The 17,479-nt window shown below is 57.2% G+C and carries 19 protein-coding genes, 1 pseudogene and 1 riboswitch; of the genes and pseudogenes, 10 read left to right on the forward strand and 10 right to left on the reverse strand.

Features of this window, described 5'->3' with window-relative positions:
• Positions 1 to 56 precede the first annotated feature (56 nt).
• The 4 genes from repC to ABJZ52_RS02165 all read right to left on the reverse strand — a co-directional run bounded on the left by repC (position 57) and on the right by ABJZ52_RS02165 (position 4,673).
• A complete protein-coding gene (gene repC, locus ABJZ52_RS02150) occupies positions 57 to 1,307 on the reverse strand; it encodes a plasmid replication protein RepC (RefSeq protein WP_348199840.1) in 1,251 nt (416 codons plus the stop codon).
• A 216-nt stretch (positions 1,308 to 1,523) separates the two neighbouring features.
• Entirely contained in the window at positions 1,524 to 2,528 is a 1,005-nt protein-coding gene (repB, locus tag ABJZ52_RS02155) for a plasmid partitioning protein RepB (RefSeq protein ID WP_348184842.1), read from the reverse strand.
• A gap of 63 nt (positions 2,529 to 2,591) precedes the next feature.
• Positions 2,592 to 3,791 (reverse strand): plasmid partitioning protein RepA, encoded by a 1,200-nt coding sequence (repA, locus tag ABJZ52_RS02160; protein ID WP_348184838.1) that lies wholly within the window; start codon positions 3,789 to 3,791, stop codon positions 2,592 to 2,594.
• A gap of 606 nt (positions 3,792 to 4,397) precedes the next feature.
• Positions 4,398 to 4,673, reverse strand: coding sequence for a hypothetical protein (locus ABJZ52_RS02165; protein WP_348184836.1), 276 nt, complete (start codon positions 4,671 to 4,673; stop codon positions 4,398 to 4,400).
• Positions 4,674 to 4,904: 231 nt separating this feature from the next.
• Positions 4,905 to 5,119, forward strand: a riboswitch (cobalamin riboswitch).
• A gap of 259 nt (positions 5,120 to 5,378) precedes the next feature.
• Between ABJZ52_RS02165 and ABJZ52_RS02170 the strand changes: the two genes are divergently transcribed.
• From ABJZ52_RS02170 to ABJZ52_RS02205, 8 genes are all read left to right on the forward strand, one after another.
• Entirely contained in the window at positions 5,379 to 7,262 is a 1,884-nt protein-coding gene (locus ABJZ52_RS02170; protein WP_348184834.1) for a TonB-dependent receptor, read from the forward strand.
• Positions 7,263 to 7,273: 11 nt separating this feature from the next.
• Complete coding sequence (locus tag ABJZ52_RS02175; protein WP_348184832.1) at positions 7,274 to 8,128, forward strand: ABC transporter substrate-binding protein; 855 nt, start codon at positions 7,274 to 7,276, stop codon at positions 8,126 to 8,128.
• A gap of 5 nt (positions 8,129 to 8,133) precedes the next feature.
• On the forward strand, positions 8,134 to 9,126 hold the full coding sequence (locus tag ABJZ52_RS02180; RefSeq protein WP_348184830.1) for an iron ABC transporter permease: 993 nt from the start codon (positions 8,134 to 8,136) through the stop codon (positions 9,124 to 9,126).
• A complete protein-coding gene (locus ABJZ52_RS02185) occupies positions 9,123 to 9,932 on the forward strand; it encodes an ABC transporter ATP-binding protein (RefSeq protein ID WP_348184828.1) in 810 nt (269 codons plus the stop codon). The genes ABJZ52_RS02180 and ABJZ52_RS02185 overlap by 4 nt, the downstream gene beginning before the upstream one ends.
• Positions 9,933 to 9,958: 26 nt before the next feature.
• Positions 9,959 to 10,168, forward strand: a complete 210-nt coding sequence (locus ABJZ52_RS02190) for a hypothetical protein (protein ID WP_348184826.1) — start codon at positions 9,959 to 9,961, stop codon at positions 10,166 to 10,168.
• Entirely contained in the window at positions 10,169 to 10,522 is a 354-nt protein-coding gene (locus tag ABJZ52_RS02195) for a hypothetical protein (RefSeq protein ID WP_348184824.1), read from the forward strand.
• Positions 10,523 to 11,554: 1,032 nt separating this feature from the next.
• Positions 11,555 to 11,881 carry a type II toxin-antitoxin system RelE/ParE family toxin gene (locus ABJZ52_RS02200; RefSeq protein WP_348184822.1) on the forward strand — a complete coding sequence of 109 codons (327 nt, stop codon included), beginning with the start codon at positions 11,555 to 11,557 and terminating at the stop codon, positions 11,879 to 11,881.
• Complete coding sequence (locus tag ABJZ52_RS02205; protein ID WP_348184820.1) at positions 11,878 to 12,219, forward strand: XRE family transcriptional regulator; 342 nt, start codon at positions 11,878 to 11,880, stop codon at positions 12,217 to 12,219. The genes ABJZ52_RS02200 and ABJZ52_RS02205 overlap by 4 nt, the downstream gene beginning before the upstream one ends.
• 131 nt (positions 12,220 to 12,350) lie before the next feature.
• On the opposite strand, the gene ABJZ52_RS02210 is transcribed toward ABJZ52_RS02205, so the two are convergent.
• Genes ABJZ52_RS02210 through ABJZ52_RS02220 form a run of 3 tightly spaced genes read right to left on the reverse strand, consistent with a single transcriptional unit; the run spans position 12,351 to position 14,265 of the window.
• Positions 12,351 to 13,598 (reverse strand): site-specific integrase, encoded by a 1,248-nt coding sequence (locus tag ABJZ52_RS02210; RefSeq protein ID WP_348184818.1) that lies wholly within the window; start codon positions 13,596 to 13,598, stop codon positions 12,351 to 12,353.
• Positions 13,598 to 14,011, reverse strand: a complete 414-nt coding sequence (locus ABJZ52_RS02215) for a type II toxin-antitoxin system VapC family toxin (RefSeq protein ID WP_348184816.1) — start codon at positions 14,009 to 14,011, stop codon at positions 13,598 to 13,600. Before ABJZ52_RS02215 ends, ABJZ52_RS02210 begins: the two co-directional genes overlap by 1 nt.
• Positions 14,008 to 14,265, reverse strand: a complete 258-nt coding sequence (locus tag ABJZ52_RS02220) for a type II toxin-antitoxin system VapB family antitoxin (protein ID WP_348184814.1) — start codon at positions 14,263 to 14,265, stop codon at positions 14,008 to 14,010. The genes ABJZ52_RS02215 and ABJZ52_RS02220 overlap by 4 nt, the downstream gene beginning before the upstream one ends.
• Positions 14,266 to 14,574: 309 nt before the next feature.
• On the opposite strand from ABJZ52_RS02220, the gene ABJZ52_RS02225 reads away from it, so the two are divergent.
• A complete protein-coding gene (locus ABJZ52_RS02225) occupies positions 14,575 to 15,729 on the forward strand; it encodes an RHE_PE00001 family protein (protein WP_348199841.1) in 1,155 nt (384 codons plus the stop codon).
• A gap of 76 nt (positions 15,730 to 15,805) precedes the next feature.
• Here the strand turns inward: ABJZ52_RS02225 and ABJZ52_RS02230 are convergent, their stop codons facing one another.
• From ABJZ52_RS02230 to ABJZ52_RS02240, 3 genes are all read right to left on the reverse strand, one after another.
• Positions 15,806 to 16,048 (reverse strand): WGR domain-containing protein, encoded by a 243-nt coding sequence (locus ABJZ52_RS02230; protein WP_348135784.1) that lies wholly within the window; start codon positions 16,046 to 16,048, stop codon positions 15,806 to 15,808.
• A gap of 251 nt (positions 16,049 to 16,299) precedes the next feature.
• Positions 16,300 to 16,617, reverse strand: a complete 318-nt coding sequence (locus ABJZ52_RS02235; RefSeq protein ID WP_348135783.1) for a type II toxin-antitoxin system RelE/ParE family toxin — start codon at positions 16,615 to 16,617, stop codon at positions 16,300 to 16,302.
• Positions 16,618 to 16,621: 4 nt separating this feature from the next.
• Positions 16,622 to 16,876: a transcriptional regulator gene (locus ABJZ52_RS02240; RefSeq protein ID WP_348135781.1), complete on the reverse strand. Its 255-nt coding sequence runs from the start codon at positions 16,874 to 16,876 to the stop codon at positions 16,622 to 16,624.
• 133 nt (positions 16,877 to 17,009) lie between these two features.
• On the opposite strand from ABJZ52_RS02240, the pseudogene ABJZ52_RS02245 reads away from it, so the two are divergent.
• Positions 17,010 to 17,246: pseudogene (locus ABJZ52_RS02245) on the forward strand (IS6 family transposase); the annotation flags it as partial.
• Positions 17,247 to 17,479 lie beyond the last annotated feature (233 nt).

The raw sequence follows: 17,479 nt of genomic DNA on the forward strand, positions 1-17,479 counted from the left end.
TATGTGCGGCAAGCGCGCTGCGTTCGCTAGCCCACGCCAGGCCAAAAAGGCGCGCCTCACGAGACCAGCCCATGGAGTGACTTGTGTAGGTTGAGTTTACCGTCTGCGGCCCTGTCGATCATTGCGCGGAAATAGCCACCCGGGGATGTAATTTGCTCGGGATCACGGAGGGCTTTTTCTGCGACGACGGCCAGACATGCGGCGGCGAGATACCTGCCTTGCCGCTCGACGGCATTCTGGTATCCAGCTTGACTTAGCCCGATCAGCATCCGCAACTGATCAGCCGCAATGCAGAGCATTGCCCAGTTTGAGAATGACAGGCCCAGTTCGTCCTGGACGTTGGAGCATGCAGATTTGATGAGGCCAATTGAAACACCGTCGAGGTTTGTTTCCCCGGATTTGGCTCCTGCAGCCTTTGCCGTTTGGCGCTTTGGGGGTTGTTTTCGACTGGCGGCTCCGCCAGGCTCCCTTTCAAGAGCCATTTCAACGGCGTAGCCGTTGTCAGGAGTAAATTGAGTTTCTTGCTCGTTAGAGCAAGGCCGTTTTTGATTACGTTTAAGAGAAACTGTTGGGGTTGTAATAGATATAGGGCTGACATCAATGTCACCCGCGGATGACATTTCTGTTTCATTGAGAGCCTGTTGAGCGGCAACGGCATCCAGATAGATTTGCTCGATACGACCTGCTCGCTCGAACACGTCTCCATCAACCCCCTCATGGAGGACTTTGATGCGCGTCAGGAAAATTTCGAACTCAGAACCGAAGGCTGCGACCATATCCACTACAGCGCGAGAACAGCGCGTGATTGTGCGTTTGGCTTCCTGCTCGGCTTTGAGACGACGCTGAAAGGCATCTGCCTGCTGCTTGAAGGCCTCCAGATTGAAACACGCCGGGGTGAAATCCAGGCCATAGGCTTGCTCTGCCTCCCCTGCCCGGCCGCGATATACGAAACGTCTCCCTGTAGGACTGTCTCGGTAAGCGAGGATCCCCGCCTCAACGAGTTTTTTCAGACAGCGTGTAACCGTGCGCGTGGTCTTGCGGGTGTAGTCTGCAAGACGCTGGTTAGAGATCGCCACGACCGGACGCCGGCCCGCCTTGAAGTCGTCGCCCTGGACGAGCCCCAAAAGGATATCGAGCACGTGGTAGGCTGTTCCGTCGATGCCAAGCGCCGGCGCAACGCGCTTGAGAACCAGCGAAACATCTTTCTTCAAAACTGCAGGTCTGTCGTCCTGGGCGGCCAAATGCGCGCTCGCAAGAACCCCTGCAGAAACCTTGCGAAAGCTCGCAATCTGATGTGGTGAAGACATAACTTCTCCATCGCCGGAAACAACCTTGTGTGTCCGGGCATCGGAATTTCAGATGTGAGATAAGCAAAAAGACGCAATTAACCGTGTCCTGCCGTTAGACAGAACTTGCTTTGCGCCACAAGTGATTCTAAAGTCAGTCTTGCTTAGGAACTGATTTATGCACTTGTGCTTATCTCGATTTGAGCCCGCCGCTTGGCGGGTTCTTTCGTTTAAGGCCTATTCATCGCTCTCCTTCCTCGATTTGAAATCCTCGAAGAGACGATCAAGGTTCTTCGCAAGATAGTCACCAAATTCACCAGCGTTTTCGGCGTTTATCTTGAGTTGAAACCCTGATTTTGAACGTTGGATCGCAGCTTCAAGGCTCTTGTCCTTAGAGGTCCAACTCGACTTTTTCACAGCGGCCTTACTGCGGCTCTTCGCAGTTCGTCCTGTGTTCTTCAAAGCCTTGAGTAGTAGCTCGAACCTGTCGTTAGAGGTGGCCTCGCAAAACTCAGGCTGGCGAATGGTTTCCAGAGCCGTTTCTGCGACGCTTGGATTTGCGAGCAACCGTTTGATCTCCTCCCATCGATCGCGCCCCACCTTTTTTGCAGCACCAACGGCGTAAATGACTTTCTCATCGATGGTAGTGGTCACCGACAGCATCCGGGACAAAAGAGCATCATCGATCGACAAGGCAGCCTTGATGGTCTCTCGACTTTGCCCCATCCTTTCGAGTTTGGTTGCCGCCATGGATTTTTCTATGAAAGACAGATTGGAGCGCGCACTGTTTTCCTGCCCCTGCGCAATTACGTGTCCAATGTCTTCTATCGACTTGATCACGGAACGGACCTTAAGGCCGAGCTCTTTTGCAACCTTCCAGCGACGATGACCAAACACGATCATATAACGGTTTTTGAATTCCGGATGAGGCCTGACCAAGATTGGACTCGAGTTAAAACCATCTTGCTTGATGGCATTCTTAAGCTCTGCGAATTCCTGATCGTCCTCATCAATCCGGTCACTAAAAAACGACGGATCTATATCCTGAGGATCCAGTGAAACAATCACATCGCCTTCGGCGACCAACTTGGCGTTGTCGGCAATATCGCCAAGAGACTTCTGCATTGCTCTTGAAGCTCCGCGCTTCACATAGTTTGCGCGTGAACGGTTCTCTTGAACAGTTTTGTCCTCACCGTCTCCACCCAGTCCCACCAGATCTGAAAGAGAGTGCTTTCTACTCATTGGAATTTTCCGGGCTCTGATATCAAAGATGAATTTTCGGCGCTGTACGGCTGACAAATAGCTTCACGCTCGTCCCCACGCTTGATGGATCAACTCTCGGATTTCTTCGTTGACACCGTTCAAAGCTGCAACCGCCCTATCGTAGGTCACGCGATTAAACTGCGCTCGCTCGATCTCGTATACAGTCTGCTTTGTTATGCCGGCGTCAGAAATTGCCGTCGACTTCACCATTTCATGCGACAGCACCAACTTGGGAAACAGTGCCCTCAGGAAACCAACCATCTGCATCTGAGGGCCGTCTTGTGGCTCAAACCTCGTAACGAGATAGCGGAACCACTTGAGGTTCACGCTTGCGCCAGCGTCCTTGATACTTCCCAAAATACTGCCGAGCATGAGCAGGAATTGGCTCATCGACAGAATGTCCAGCATTTGCGGATGAACTGTTACAAGGACCGAAGTGGAAGCCGTAAGTGCGGTGAGTGTGAGATAACCAAGCTGAGGCGGACAATCAATCACGACGACATCATAGTCTTCGTCCACTTCTTTAATGGCCTGCGAGATTCGCAGAAAAAACAACTGGCCGGCCTCATTGTTCCGCTTACCAGCCTCCACTGGTGTGTCGTACTCATATTCTTGCAAGTCCAGGCTGGCAGGAACGATATCGAGGTTGGGAAAGTTCGTTGTTCTGATGACATCTCGAATGCTCTTGCGATCTTCGTCGTAGCGCAAGGACTCGTAGAGCGATTGGGTGCCATCCAACTCGGGCTGGATTCCGTGAAGTGCAGACAAAGAAGCCTGAGGGTCCAAATCTATCGCGAGCACGCGATGACCGGTCAGAGCGAGATACTGTGCCAAGTGTGCGGCTGTGGTCGTCTTTCCACTTCCGCCTTTGAAATTCACGACAGAGATGATTTGCAATTCTTCCGTTTCGTCACGCTTAGGGTCGTACTTTTTTGGGCCGCCTTTGGCGCGTATCGACAAATAGGATCTAAGCTCAAGAATCTGCTCCGCGGTGTAAGAGCGCCTTCCAGATGATGAGGTACTCGGCGTGGGACCTTCGCCTGCCAAATGAAGTTTTTTGATGTTGGACTGCGTGACACCCAGAAAGTACGCGGTTTCGGCGAGCGAGAATGTGCGCAGTCCCTTTTTTGCATTTGGAGGAAACTGCTCCATACGCAAAATATTCAACTTGTCTGAAATCAACTCGCCTTGTGCGAGGATCATTTCATCAAATGTACTTTCGGACCCTGATATAACGTCCATAGACAGCCACCTGCGTTAGTAACGCTTTTTAAGCAAAAAAAGATGCATAACGGGAATATGCCCAAAAGAGGAAATTCCGCAAGCGAATTTTAGTTAACCGAAATTAACACTTTTATCGATCAAGAGTGTTTTTCAAGCTGGACTCTCGGAAAAAAGATTTGTCAGCCGTACAAAGAGGAAAAAAAATCAAACATTTCAATCCTATTCAAATATCATCGTTTCGCTCAGGCACGTACTCACGAGGGGGATGTGCCGGAGATTAGATGGCCCGATGCTGTTTGTTTACAGCGCGGAGCTATTTGATCGGAAGCTCTGGGCTGCGAGCCGCCGCGAATCTCTGATACCAGATTCGCAACCTTGCACGGCGAGTCCGCCTCAGCCGCCCCCCTTTCAATTCGAATGATTTTCGTCCGCACCCGACACGTTGAGACCGTATCTTCTGGCAACATTTCAAGCGTCTCCGCACCCTCATACTCAAACGTAACCGGCACCAAGACAACGAACAGGCCAAGCTCGCCGTGACCAGCGCCTCCGAGAAGGGACAAGGCCGCTTTGACGTGCCTCCGCACCTGGGAAAAAGCCGGGGTCATGATGAAGCGTGGAACCTCAACCCGCCCCCCTGACGCGCTCCGCATATTCAAGGAAACATTCCTCAAATACGGCAACACCCAAGCGGCGAACAGTGCGGGCAAGTTTATGGTGGCGCTCCACTGCGCAGATCTCATTCGGACTATGGCCCTTTTCCAGCAACGCAGATACGAGCGCGCCCGTGCCTGCGTTCGGTTCAAGCGTGTTGAAGGCGCCAGGTCGGCCGAGATAATCGACCATGCGGGCCGCGACATCTGCCGGCGTCACGTGGCATTCGCCGGCCCGATCAATCACAAGCGGTTCTTGGATTTTCCAGACTTCTAGAATTGGCCCGCTGTTGTGGCGCTGGACGGGAATAAACATGGGTTTTTTGGGGCGGCTATAGACTGACTTTATCATGACTGGCCTACAAACGCGGAAGGCCGGGAATATTGACGGGGACCCGTGCCCTCAACTGTTCGAATGTTCAAGCGGCGTTGGCCTGCTTCTTCCTGTCATCGTTGACAGCACAAGACTATTCTGTCTTTTTGCCGTCACGATAGTGGTTCCGCAAAACTGCGGATGAATAGGGAACACGGTGCGGCATACCCAACAGGGACCAAAACCGTGGCTGCCCCCGCAACTGTTAACGGAGAGTGAGTGCTCCAGACACCACTGATGCTGGCCAAGCCGGTGTTGGGAAGGTGAGCACTTGCCGTGACCCGTGAGCCAGGAGACCTGCCACTTGTCGGTCACCCGACCTTTGATACGGGGCGTGTCAAGGTGCGGCTTTCCGTTGAGGTGACACCCGAATTCGGGCCGAGAGGACCGGGTGGTGATGCTTTTCCGGCCTCAACACCCTGCATCCTTTTCGGCCGAAAAATACATGCATGGCCCGGCTTTGCGCACATTGCAGCTGGGCAAACGTTGGGGTGTGTTGTGTCGACCAACCAGAACAGCTGTTCACAAACGGCGTTTTTAAAGTTCCTTCTTTCCACATCGGTTCTAACCGGAATTGTCATGTCTCCGGCCCTTGCACAGGGCGATGGCGTTATTTTCGAATTGGAAGAAGTTGTTGTAACAGCTGGCCGAAACCCGGTGGCGGCTGAAAAAGTCGGCCGAGCCAGCACGGTTCTAACAGCGGAGGAGCTGGAGACGTCCCAGGTCCGCTACGTGGCCGATGCGCTTCGGCGTATGCCCGGCGTTGCCGTATCGCGTACAGGTTCCTTCGGTGGCTTTACGCAGATCAGGATCAGAGGCTCGGAAGCCAACCACGTTCTCGTTCTCATCGACGGCGTTGAGGTGGCAGGCACTTCAAGTGGTGAATATGACTTCGGCACCCTGCAGATGGCCGATATTGAGCGGATCGAAGTGATCCGCGGTCCGCAAAGCGCGCTCTACGGATCGAACGCCGCGGCAGGTGTCATCCAGATCATCACCAAGGGCGGTGTGCGCAACGGCTACAAGGTGACCGGCCGGTCCGAGGTGGGAACTGACAAAAGCGTGCTTGGAAATGTCTTGGTCCAGGGCGGCGGAGAGACCTTCGATATTGCCTTGTCCGGGCCGGTCCACGGCACGGAAGGATTTAACATCTCCGACTTTGGATCGGAAAAGGATGGCGACCGCAATGTTACGCTGAACGGCAAGGCGCGCTGGGACATCACCGATGACCTGTTCTTCGACGGCACCTTGCGGCTGACCGACCGGGACACCGACACTGACGATCAGGAGTTCACCTGGGGCTCATCAACCTATGGGCTGGTCATCGACACGCCCAGCACAGTGGAATCGACCGATATCTTTGGCGGCGGCGGATTGACCTGGGAGTTGTTCGACGACCGCTTCGTCCAGAAATTCCGCGGAGAATTTGCCGATTTGGAAACGCGCGGGCGCAACACTAACGGGCAATACGGCGATGATGGCACACGCTACCACCTGAGCTATCAGGGGACTTTTGCAGTCGACGTGCCACAATTTTGGGACAGCGCCCACAGCCTGACCGGCGCTGTCGAGTGGGAACGGGAAACCTACCAGAACGCCTACCCTTCCAGCCCATCTCAGGCGGCAGAGCAGGAGCGGGACCTGTTTGGAACGGTCGCCGAGTATCGCGGCGAGTTTTTCGACAGAGCCTTCGTAACGGGGGCGCTGCGCTACGATCACAATGACAGCTTCAAGGACACGGTGACCTACAGCATCAGCGGTGCCTATCTGTTTCCCCAATCCGGCACCCGGTTGCACACGTCCCTTGGGACCGGATCAACCGATCCGACCTTCTTTGAACAATTCGGTTTCACTCCTTCCAGTTTCATTGGAAATCCCGATCTTAAGCCGGAAACGAATTTCGGCTGGGATGTCGGGATCGAACAGCGGTTCTGGCAGGACCGGGCGATGATCGACGTGACCTATTTCAATGAACGGCTTGAGGACGAAATCCAGACGCAGTTCCTGCCGAGTTTTGAATCAACCCCCGTCAATCTTGATGGCGCCAGCAAGAGGCAGGGCGTTGAAGTCTCGCTTGGCGTTGAGATCCTCCAAAACCTTTATGCCCGAGCGTCCTACACCTACCTGGATGCTCAGGACCCCACAGGCGCCGAAGAGGTTCGCCGTCCGCCGCATTCCGGGTCTGTCGGTTTGACCTACGGGTTTCACGAAAACCGCGGGACGTTTTTCCTCGATGCGATTTACAATGGCCAGATGAAAGACAAGCGGTTCACGTCTACGGGGTCGCAGCGCGTGACGCTGAACGACTATTTCATGGTCAATGCCGGCGCCGACTATCAGGTCACCGATCATCTTCAGGTGTTCGGCCGAGTCGAAAACCTGCTCGATCAGGATTATGAGGAAGTCTACGGCTTCAACACGCAAGGTTTCACCGCGTTTGCGGGCCTAAAGGCAACATTTTGAAGCCGGTGCATATGCTCTTGTCTCCTGTCCGCATCATCGTGCTTTCCGTGTCCTTGCTGGCAGCCTCATTATCGGGGCTGGTAGCAAGTCAGGATACGCCGGAAAGAGTGGTGTCCCTCAATCTGTGCACCGACCAGTTGGCCATGCTTCTGGCAAGGCCCGGGCAGTTGATTTCGGTGTCGCACCTGGCGGCGGACAAAACCATTTCGCTGATGGGCGCGGAAGCAAACCAGCTAATGATCAACCATGGCCTTGCGGAAGAAGTTTTCCGCATGGACCCCGACTTGGTGGTCGCCGGAAAATATACGGCCAGGGCAACGGTCAACCTTCTAAAACGGCTCGGAAAACCGGTCGAAGAATTCGATCCGGCCACCAGCTTCGAGGATATTTCCGCCAACACTCACCGTATGGGGGCCTTGCTCGGCAACCTTGAGGCAGCTGAACGGTTGATAGCTCAAATGAGGACGGAAGTGTCTCTACTCAGCAGGGAACACGCGCCGGACCGGCCGGTGTTGGGGTCTTTCGGGACCAACAGCTACACCTCCGGGGCTGGAACGCTTGAAAACGACATCGTTGGCAAAGCCGGCTTCCGGCATCTCGGCGATGAAATCGGGATTGCGGGAACAACACGGCTTCCGCTGGAAGTCCTTGTGCTGGCCAATCCGGACTATCTGATGATCTGGAACAGGCACAGGACAAATCCGTCCCGGTCCGCCGCGGTCCTCACCCATCCCGCGCTCGACGCGCGCTTCGGCGAAGAGCGGCGGCTTTCTGCTGATACACGCTACTGGATTTGCGGCACTCCCCTCACCGTAGGGGCTATCAAGCGTCTACAAGAGGCGGTCCGTGGAAAGCCGGCCGGATGAGGATCATGGAGCTCCGTTTTTCCGTCCTCTTGGGAAGCCTCGCACTGGCGATGGCGGTTCTGTTCGTCCTGTCGCTCGGTCTGGGCCAGGTCTGGATCCCCCCGGCTTTGCTGATCGATGCCTGGGTGCATCCGGGCATTGCAGAGGCGGTCATACTTGCTGAAATCCGCCTGCCACGGGCCCTGCTGGCTCTTTTTATCGGTGCGATCCTCGGGCTCTCCGGGGCGGTACTTCAAGGGTTTTTGCGCAATCCGCTCGCAGAACCGGGATCGCTCGGAATATCGGCATCGGCCTCGCTCGGTGCGGTTCTGGCAATCTATGGCGGGTTGACCGCGTTTCATCCCTATGCCTTGCCCCTGGCCGCGCTCACCGGTGCCTTGATCGCGGTTTTTGTGCTCCAGACCTTGGTCGGACGGACCGGCGACATCCTGACGATTGTTCTGGCAGGCGTGGCCCTGTCGTCGCTGGCCGCAGCCCTGACCTCGCTCACCCTGAACCTGTCAACCAATCCGTTTGCAGCTATGGAAATCGTCTTCTGGATGCTTGGCTCACTCGCAGACCGAAGCATGGTGCATGTCGGGCTCGCATTGCCCTTCATCCTCGTCGGCGGCGGCCTTCTGTTTCTGACCGGCCGCGCGCTCGATGCACTCAGCCTCGGCGCGGACGTGGCGCAAAGCCTCGGGGTTTCGATCAATCGGACGCGGCTGCTTGCCATATTCGGAACGGCCATCGGCGTTGGTGCTGCCACGGCGGTCAGCGGCGCGATCGGGTTTGTCGGCCTGATTGTGCCGCACCTCCTGCGTCCGCTGGTCGGCCAGAGGCCGAGCCGGTTGCTTCCAGCAAGCGCCTTAGGCGGAGCCGTTTTTTTGCTGGCTGCCGATATTCTGGTGCGTGTGATCATGCCGGAGCGAGACCTGAAGCTCGGCGTGGTCACCGCCATTCTCGGTGCGCCGTTCTTTCTCTGGCTCCTGTTGTCCTTGCGGAGGCGGAGCGCATGATCACCTTTTCTGCCGCTGATCTCAGCGTTGCCCTCCGCACCGGCACGGTTCTGGACGATGTGTCGTTCAAGGCCAAAGCGGGCGAACTGGTCGGCATCATCGGCCCGAACGGGGCCGGAAAATCAACCCTTCTGCGCGCAATGGCCGGGCTTCAATCCCATCTCGGAAAAGCGGACTGGAACGATCATCCGGTCAACAAAACGGCTGCGGCGGCGCGGGCGCGGCTGATCGCCTACATGCCGCAAGAACCTACCCTACACTGGGCCATTCCCTGCCGGGAGGTCGTGTTGCTTGGCCGCCTGCCCCATCACGGCCAGTTTGCTGGCCCTTCCAGAGCAGACCGGGACGCGGCCGAAGACGCCATGAGTCAAATGGATGTCCTGGACTTTGCCGACCGACCGTTTGACACGCTGTCCGGCGGCGAGCAGGCCCGGGTGCTGGTTGCGCGCATGCTGGCGCAAGGGGCACCGGCAATTCTGGCCGACGAGCCGATCAACGGTCTGGATCCTGCCCATCAGATCGGATTGATGGAGACCTTTCAGTCCATCGCCCGCACGGGGCGGCTCGTCTGCGTATCCCTGCACGACTTGACCCTGGCGGGACGCTGGTGCGACCGGCTGCTGCTTCTGGAAGGAGGAAGGCTCGTTTGCGACAGCACTCCCGGCCAAGCCTTCAACAGCGGCGTGATCGAAAAGGTATATGGCATCGATACCCGTGTGATCCATCTTGCGGAACGGCCTACGATCGTTCCGTGTTCCGTAAAGCAGCGCCCGGAGCCAAACACCATCCGGCCCGACAATAAATAGACCCTGAATGAACGGCAGATGACCTGATGAGTGAAGACCTCCATCACGTGTTGCGGCAACAGCTGCAGGATATCGACGCAGGCTGGAGCATCGGCTCGTTCGGCACGATCGGGGAGTTTCATCAGCGGCCGTCCGATGTTTTGGAACAAGACGACCCGGACCGGCTGAGCGGCGTTGTTGCATTAATCCGATTTGTGGCCTACCTGCTCGGCGTTGTCCCTTCAGAAGTTTCGTGAATGCCGTTCAAACACCACGCCTCCCGTCGCCACAAGTTTGCGAAGTCCAAGCATCGTGTGACGAACTGGCCCGAGTATACGGAAAGTCTGCGCCGGCGTGGGGATGTCACGGTCTGGGTTGATGAGAGCGTGGCGCATGACTGGGGGTGGCGCGCACCGGCAAGCGTCGCCGGCCAAGGACATACTCCGAGCTGGCGATCGCGGTTTGTCTGGAGCTCCGGATCGTTTTCCATTTGCCCCTGCGGCAAACTCAGAGACATTACTGGGGTTCGTCCGCTCGCTGTTCCAGCTGATGAAGCTGGAACTGGCCGTTCCGGACTTTACCACGCTCTCGCGCCGAGCCGGCGGGCTTGAGCCTTTGCCGCGGGCACGATCCGAAGCGCCAGTTTCCCTTGACCTTTTTACTTGGCGCAAAACCCGCCCTGCGGGAGCAAACGGCAGTGTCCCGTCGGGTGGTGTAACTTTTGTGGTTATCGCGGGCTGAGCGGAGCCTTCGCGCCGCGAAGCGAAGCCCGCGCGGTTGGCTTGGCGGCCACGGTTGCTCTTCGGAATTGAAAAAGTTAACGAAACCTGAAAATCGCCCCCCCCCATAACGGGAAAACCCTGCCAGAAGGCAAAAGTTGCGAAACGCCCACTTTGCGTAGGTGTGCTGAACCGATGTTTCCGGTTCAGCACAGATGGGATCCTGAAAAGGAGCGCTCAGCTCCAAGTGCCGGGCTGAAGCACCCTTGCCTGCGGTTTTAGTCGGGGAGCATTTCCGCCGGCCGATCTCAGCGCTGCAACAATCTTTTCGCGGGATAGGCCAATGTCTGCCAGGCGGCTATCGGGTTCGCTCAACAAATCGCGGTAGATCTGCCGTTTGCGAAGATTTGATAAAAATGATTTCAGCTGCCGGATCCCAGGGGCCATAGGCATGCGGAAGGTCTTACTGTGGGACGTGGTGTAGCACTGAGTTGAGATAGCTTGATCAGTCATCGAATTGCACCCTTTCGCGGACATAAAACCGTCAGCCAAAGAGCCTTCAAACGCTCTTGCATCGGATCTGGTTTCTTTGGCGTCGCATTCGCTTTCTGCAAGCGCCACTTGTCCTAATATGGGTCATGCGATGCTGTCCGCGTGTGACTGCGGTCACAGCCGTATTATTGCGTCGCTGATGCGACGGCCTAAGTTTCTGGGCATTTCGGCAGCGCGAGGGTCCGGTGACGGGACTGCTGCATGGCATCCTGAATCGTATATTCTAACTTCACCCACGACCCACGTGTTAGCGGAACTGATGCTCAAAAAGAAATCGAGCAAGAATTGAAAATAGCTTGAAAGCTATATAGTGCTAAGCTTATATTTGGATGTGACATGAGTTGGAAAGTTGAGTTTGTTGCGAACTTTGAGATGGAATTCGACGCGCTCTCGGATGCCGTGCAAGACGTGATCTTGGTCAAAGCTAGACTGTTGGAACTTGAAGGCCCAAATCTTGGCCGACCACATGTTGACACGTTGAACGCTTCAAAACATGCGAACATGAAAGAACTAAGGTGCAATGCCGATGATGGTGTCTGGCGCGTTGCCTTTGCCTTCGATCCCGAGCGCAAGGCAATTTTGCTTACGGCCGGTGACAAGACAGGCGTAAATGAAAAGCGCTTCTACAAGCAGCTAATCACCAAGGCAGACGAGCGGTTTGATGCCCACTTGGCGGATAAAAAAGGCAATAAATTATGAGCATTTCCTTGAAGGACAAGATTGCGCGGCTTGACGCTAACCGGCGCGCCCGCATCGAAGAACAAGCGAAACAGCTTCACGCTGAATATTTAACGCTCCGAGAGCTTCGAAAAGCAAAAGAGCTCACACAAGTGCAACTCGCAAAGACGCTGGGAATTCGGCAAGCCACTGTTGCGCAGATGGAAAAGCGGAGCGATCTGATGCTGTCAACGTTGCGAAGCTACGTTGAGGCAATGGGCGGAAAGCTGAAGCTGTCGGTGGAATTTCCGGACCATGAAGCCTTGGTTCTCACTGGCTTGAGGGATACGGAAGACTTGAAAGCAGCAAAGGAAGCCTGACAAGGTTCCTCTTGATTGCTGGGCCGTGTGGAAAGTGTGCGCCCGCATATCTGTCTCGTCCCCGACGCATGCAAAGCACCGGCCTATAGTTTCCTAGTCAAGTCGCATCGCAATCACACATCTGTATCCGCTCATCCGAGCATCCGAGCCGACCGTCTGCGGCTTCGCCCCGCATCGTTGTAATAGGACGAGGCTTGGGCGAGGGAGCGGTGGCGGGACTGCTGCATGGCATCCTGGATTGGGATGTCGCGGTTCGCCGCCTCGGTCAGGAAGCCGGAGCGCAAGCCATGGGCACTGAAGTCATCAGGGTCGAGCCCGGCGCGGATACAGCGGGCCTTGACGATCGTATTGACCGACTGGGGCGTGAGACCGCGCGTCTTGACGTTGCCCCAGCGGTCGATCGCCCGGAACACGGCGCCGTCCGCGATTCCAGCCGCCTCCAACCAGGCTTTGAGCGCCTCGACCGGCCGGCCGATGAGCAGCACCGAATTCTCTTCTGAAGCATCTTCCGTCTTTGTGCGACCGAGCCGCAGGCTGGCCGCCGGCAGCAGGGGGCTGGCAGGATCGGCCGGATCCGCGGGCAGGGGATCTTCCCAAACAATCTGGCCGAGGCGCATGCCGGAAAGTTCTGAGCGGCGCCGACCGCCGGAAGCGAAGCCGATCAGCAGCAGCGCCTTGTCGCGCAGATCGACAAGGGAGGGCGCGGCATAGTCGGTACCCTCGCAGGTCGCCAGAAGCTGCTCCAGAAGATCCGCGGTCACCGCCTTGCGGCTTTTCCGGGCTTTCGGCCGATCGGCCACGCGAATGGCAAGGCGCAGGGCGGAGCGCACGTCGGGCGCGCTGAAGTGCGCCTCAACCCCGCGCCAGCGGTGCAGTGTCGACCAGGTGGCCAGGCGCCTCTGGACAGTCGCCGGCGCATGCGGGGGCCGGAAGCCCTCCGTGTTTTTTTGAGTTCGCAGAAGTCTTTGGTCTTCAAGTGTTCCGGCAACATCTTCGGGCATCCCGTGCGCCGGGTCGGATTTCTTCTTCTCCGGATCCCACAGGTGATGGGCGATGAACTTCAGGATCAGCGGAACGGGTGCCGGCCAGGGCAGTTCTTGGCCCGTCACGGCCATGCACCAGGCTTCCAGATAGGAGAGATCCGAGGTGAGGGCGCGCAAGGAATTCTCGCCCATGCCTTCCCTGGCCAAGTGCCGCAGGGTGTCGATGTCGTCGTCGGTCAGCAGATGCGCCAGCTGGTCGGCCCGGTTCGCACCGGCAAGCGAGGGAAGGATGGCGGAAAGCGCGTCGAGATTTTCCACGCGCTGTTCCAGCGCATCGGTCTCTCCCGCGAGAGAACGGTTGCGGGCGAAAGCTCCCGGCATGGCCGTATCCTTCATTAGGCCGGATCCGTACATGGCGATGCCGAATGACAGTTCAGGTCCGTTTTCGAGAAGTCGTCCCCCTTGAAGAGAAGGGGCGCCTTGCTGATCGCGGCCACCGCGTAGGCAAAACAATCGCCCATGTTGAGTGCGGCGGGATGCCGGCCCTTGCCAAAGGTGTCATAGGCAGCCTGGGCGGACTGATAATGCTTTGCGTCGAAGGCAACCGGTGTGACATTCGGTGCTTCGCAGAGCCGGGCGACAATGATCTCGGCTTTCGAGAACCCTTTTGCGGCCAGGACAATTCGCGTCTCGAACAGGGTTGGCCAGCCGATCACCAGGTCATTGTGGCGCAAAACGTCTTTGAACCGCTCTTCTTCCGGTTCACCGAGTGCTATGGCTAAAATGGCAGACGTATCCACGGCGATCATCTGGGCAGCCCGGCCTCATCATAAAGCTCGCCATGTTCGCCGGTGGTGCCCGCCTTGACACCCTGCCGGTCCTCGCAAGCCAGGTCCCAGACCGCATCGATCGGATGGCCATGGTTTTTCTGCCGCAGCTCCCTGTCATAATGCTCCAGCGCCTGCTCTACGAGATGACTCATGGTTTGGCCGGTGCGGCGCGCCAGAGCATGAGCAAGTTGGCGAGCCTTGGCAGAGCGGATGGAAAGTTGCGGTTCTGGCATGGGCCGGAGGTTCCTGTGCTTTGACTGTCTGAGTTTATCACGCATTCGAGAAAGCCGGCAAGTTTTGCGCATATGCTGGCTGACCATCGATAAATTAACAATTCTCCGACTGGCGCGCACTTGAGAGCGCTCTGCAACGGCTCTCGTGACGTGTGTCATGGCCCAATTTTTAGCGCGCGGGGTCCAAAACATCTAACCATTGATAATAGGTAATTATCACAAGTTATAACACACTCCCAACGCCTGTACATGTAGTGATAGTTTTCTGCTTGTTTATTTTCGTTACGTGATTATCCTTTCACAATGTCAATGGCTTACGATCTCCGCCGGTCTCTGAAATCACTGGACTGGACCCATCTGGCCGATCCGCTTGATCGCACCAGCCGTGCGTTGACGCGGGCGGATGAACGGCTGGCGCGCACGGGCGACCTTGCCGACGGCGTGCGCAGCCGCGCGCAGCTGTTCGACACCTGTGCGTCCATGGCCCTCGACGGCGATCTGGTGCATCTGGAGGACCTGGTCCTGCATGACGCCGGCACCGACAGGCGCGCCCCGACCCATGAGCTGACCCGGGCCGCCAGGCTCCTGGCACTGCGCCGACGGATCGACCGGCAGCCCCCGGAAACTGTCCTCAGCCGCAACGCCATTGTGACCCTGATCGGCCGGCAGGCGGACAGTCTTGAGGAGGGGACTGCCAGGGGCAGCCGTGCGGGGGAGGGGAGGGGAGGGGAGCCAGCGATCTCGACACATGCGCAAGACGACGCGGACAGGGAAGAAAACCTTCTTGCCGAGATTGACGCCGTTCTGCAACGCTCCCGGCAGCTTGCTGAAGGAACCATTCCGGCCCCGCAGTCCTCCACAGATCGGAATGCACTGGTGCGCGCGGCACCGGACCCGGAGACACCTGATCGGCGCGACCGCCTGGACGCCTGGCTGGCCATCTTGAACGAGGCCAGAACATTGACACTGCCTCCCGTTCTGACGGCGGTCACTTTGCTCGATGCCTGGCAGCTGCTGCAGCCGCTGGACAGCTGGCCGGAACTCGGCCGACTGTTATCCGCCACCTTCCTGAAATCGCAGGTGACGACCTCCCATCTGCCACCCCTGTCCGTGGCCTTGCGAAAATCGCCGTTCCGCTGGCGCGGCAAGAATCCGTTCCAGACACGGATCTCCGGCCTCCTGACCGGCTTTGAAACCGCCGCCCGGGACACCATGGATCAGCTCGACCGGCTGTCGATCGCAAAGGAGCAGCTGGACCGCCATTGCCGGTCCTGCCGAAGCCATTCCAGGCTGCCCGACTTTGCCCGGATGTTCCTGTCCCGGCCGCTGGTGACCATTCCAATGGCCCGCCAGGAGCTCGGCGTCACCGCCGCCGCCGTCGACCACATGATCCGCCAGCTCGGCCCGGCGCTGCCGCGCGAGCTCACCGGCCGCGGCAGATACAGGGCCTGGGGAATTTTGTGAAGGCCGTCACAAGGGTCAACGCAGAGCCGCGTGAAATCACGGCAGAGGACGGGGCCACCGGCGATGTTTCCTGATGTCAGTCTTCGACATACCCGCGCTTGCATTTTCTGCGCACCAGTTGTGCCTTGCGGGCGCATGCGGAAACCAGGTCGGGAAAGAAATCCGACCGTGACCGCCCCGAGGTGCCAAGGCGCCCCCACGTCCGTTGGACGGCATAATCGCCGAACAGGGTCGGCTCGACCGACAACGCATAGAACCGGGCCATGTTCCGGTGCGGATCGATGCGCGTCAGAAAGACAGGGTGTCGAAGGCTCTGCATGCCGCCAGTGTGCAGGCAACCAGTGGCGCGCGTCCAATGAAAGACATGAATCGAGATCCGGGGAAGGATTCAAGCCAGTGATGTATCCCGAGGAAATCAGACGCATGGAAAATCGCGGCCTGCATCGCCTGAAAATCCCGGAACGTCCGGCCCTTCTCAGCCTGCCAAATTTAACGTGACAACGCCCCTGGGGCGGCATCAAAACGTGACAGGTTCGGTGCGAATCTGACGATCATTGGAAAAACAACCGATCAGCCTAAACCAAAATCATCCCGGAACCGGTCGATCTGATGCATGCGCTCATGCAGGATAGTCACGATCCCGATGTCGCCATTCGAGAGATGTCGCCAGTAGACGAAATGGCTTTCGTAGCGAAAGAAAAACCCCTCAACGCCGAATTCGGCCGGGATAGGTTTTGATGCGACACCGTGGGCACAGATCCTGTCGAACGCCGCGAACAAACCGGTGACATATTTCTCGGCTTGATCATCTCCCCAGCTTTCACGAGTGTAGCGGTAGATATCATCAAGGCGATGGGACGCCCCTTCCTGTATACGGATAGCGGGCATCGGATCAGGCCCGGTTCCGCGCGATCACCTCGGCAGCAGTCAGTGGTTGATACGTCTCCTCGGGGGCTGCGAATGCGTGGGTCAGCTCGCCCTTCAGCCGATTGAAGGCGTCCTGCTCTGCCCTCTCCTTGTCACGCCGGATCAGGTCACGGATGTACTCGCTGACATTCTCATAGGACCCGTCATCGCCTACGTTAGCCGACACGAAGTCACTCAATGCTCCACCAAGGCGGACGGTCATCGTGGTCGTTCGGGACATGACACTTCACCTCTCATCTCATATGTATTCAATATAACCAAAAACACACACAGAACAACAGTGGGTTGCGCACTACAGCCCTGTTGGGGATTGCCAAGTTGTTGACGTGTCTGAGAACTGGTAGATCGCTGTGATGATTCAGAGTTCTGATTTTCCGCGCCTTAAGGGCTTCCGTTTTCCCAGGTCGATCATTTCCTACGCGGTTTGGGCGTATCATCGCTTTGCGTTGAGTACGGCCGATGTTGAAGATCTCCTGGCGGAGCGGGGCATTGGTGTCAGCCGGGAAACAATTCGCAACTGGGTGAACCGGTTTGGCCGGCATTTCGCGCGTTGCATTCGCCGCGACCGACCAAAACCAAATAACAAGTGGCGTTGTTGCATTAATCCGATTTGTGCCCTACGTGCTCGACGTTGTTTCCCTTCTGAAGTTTTGTGAATGCCGTTCAAACACCACGCGTCGCGCCGCCACAAGTTTGCGAAGTCCAGGCATCGTGTGACGAACTGGCCCGAGTACACCGAAAGTCTGCGCCAGCGCGGGGATGTCACGGTCTGGGTTGATGAGAGCGTGGCGCATCACTGGGGCGTTGCGCGCACCGGCAAGCG

Origin of the sequence: Roseibium sp. (genome assembly GCF_039982295.1) — a bacterium.
Taxonomy (GTDB): Bacteria; Pseudomonadota; Alphaproteobacteria; order Rhizobiales; family Stappiaceae; genus Roseibium.

Excerpts from the sequence above, each read along its gene's own strand:
- ABJZ52_RS02185 (WP_348184828.1), top strand. The coding sequence starts at position 9,123 with ATGATCACCTTTTCTGCCGCTGATCTCAGCGTTGCCCTCCGCACCGGC.
- ABJZ52_RS02175 (WP_348184832.1), top strand. The coding sequence starts at position 7,274 with ATGCTCTTGTCTCCTGTCCGCATCATCGTGCTTTCCGTGTCCTTGCTG.
- ABJZ52_RS02235 (WP_348135783.1), bottom strand. The coding sequence starts at position 16,617 with ATGCCCGCTATCCGTATACAGGAAGGGGCGTCCCATCGCCTTGATGAT.
- repA (WP_348184838.1), bottom strand. The coding sequence starts at position 3,791 with ATGGACGTTATATCAGGGTCCGAAAGTACATTTGATGAAATGATCCTC.
- repC (WP_348199840.1), bottom strand. The coding sequence starts at position 1,307 with ATGTCTTCACCACATCAGATTGCGAGCTTTCGCAAGGTTTCTGCAGGG.
- ABJZ52_RS02240 (WP_348135781.1), bottom strand. The coding sequence starts at position 16,876 with ATGTCCCGAACGACCACGATGACCGTCCGCCTTGGTGGAGCATTGAGT.
- repB (WP_348184842.1), bottom strand. The coding sequence starts at position 2,528 with ATGAGTAGAAAGCACTCTCTTTCAGATCTGGTGGGACTGGGTGGAGAC.
- ABJZ52_RS02200 (WP_348184822.1), top strand. The coding sequence starts at position 11,555 with ATGGAATTCGACGCGCTCTCGGATGCCGTGCAAGACGTGATCTTGGTC.
- ABJZ52_RS02225 (WP_348199841.1), top strand. The coding sequence starts at position 14,575 with ATGGCTTACGATCTCCGCCGGTCTCTGAAATCACTGGACTGGACCCAT.
- ABJZ52_RS02215 (WP_348184816.1), bottom strand. The coding sequence starts at position 14,011 with ATGATCGCCGTGGATACGTCTGCCATTTTAGCCATAGCACTCGGTGAA.
- ABJZ52_RS02190 (WP_348184826.1), top strand. The coding sequence starts at position 9,959 with ATGAGTGAAGACCTCCATCACGTGTTGCGGCAACAGCTGCAGGATATC.
- ABJZ52_RS02195 (WP_348184824.1), top strand. The coding sequence starts at position 10,169 with ATGCCGTTCAAACACCACGCCTCCCGTCGCCACAAGTTTGCGAAGTCC.
- ABJZ52_RS02220 (WP_348184814.1), bottom strand. The coding sequence starts at position 14,265 with ATGCCAGAACCGCAACTTTCCATCCGCTCTGCCAAGGCTCGCCAACTT.
- ABJZ52_RS02205 (WP_348184820.1), top strand. The coding sequence starts at position 11,878 with ATGAGCATTTCCTTGAAGGACAAGATTGCGCGGCTTGACGCTAACCGG.
- ABJZ52_RS02170 (WP_348184834.1), top strand. The coding sequence starts at position 5,379 with ATGTCTCCGGCCCTTGCACAGGGCGATGGCGTTATTTTCGAATTGGAA.
- ABJZ52_RS02180 (WP_348184830.1), top strand. The coding sequence starts at position 8,134 with ATGGAGCTCCGTTTTTCCGTCCTCTTGGGAAGCCTCGCACTGGCGATG.
- ABJZ52_RS02230 (WP_348135784.1), bottom strand. The coding sequence starts at position 16,048 with ATGCAGAGCCTTCGACACCCTGTCTTTCTGACGCGCATCGATCCGCAC.
- ABJZ52_RS02210 (WP_348184818.1), bottom strand. The coding sequence starts at position 13,598 with ATGAAGGATACGGCCATGCCGGGAGCTTTCGCCCGCAACCGTTCTCTC.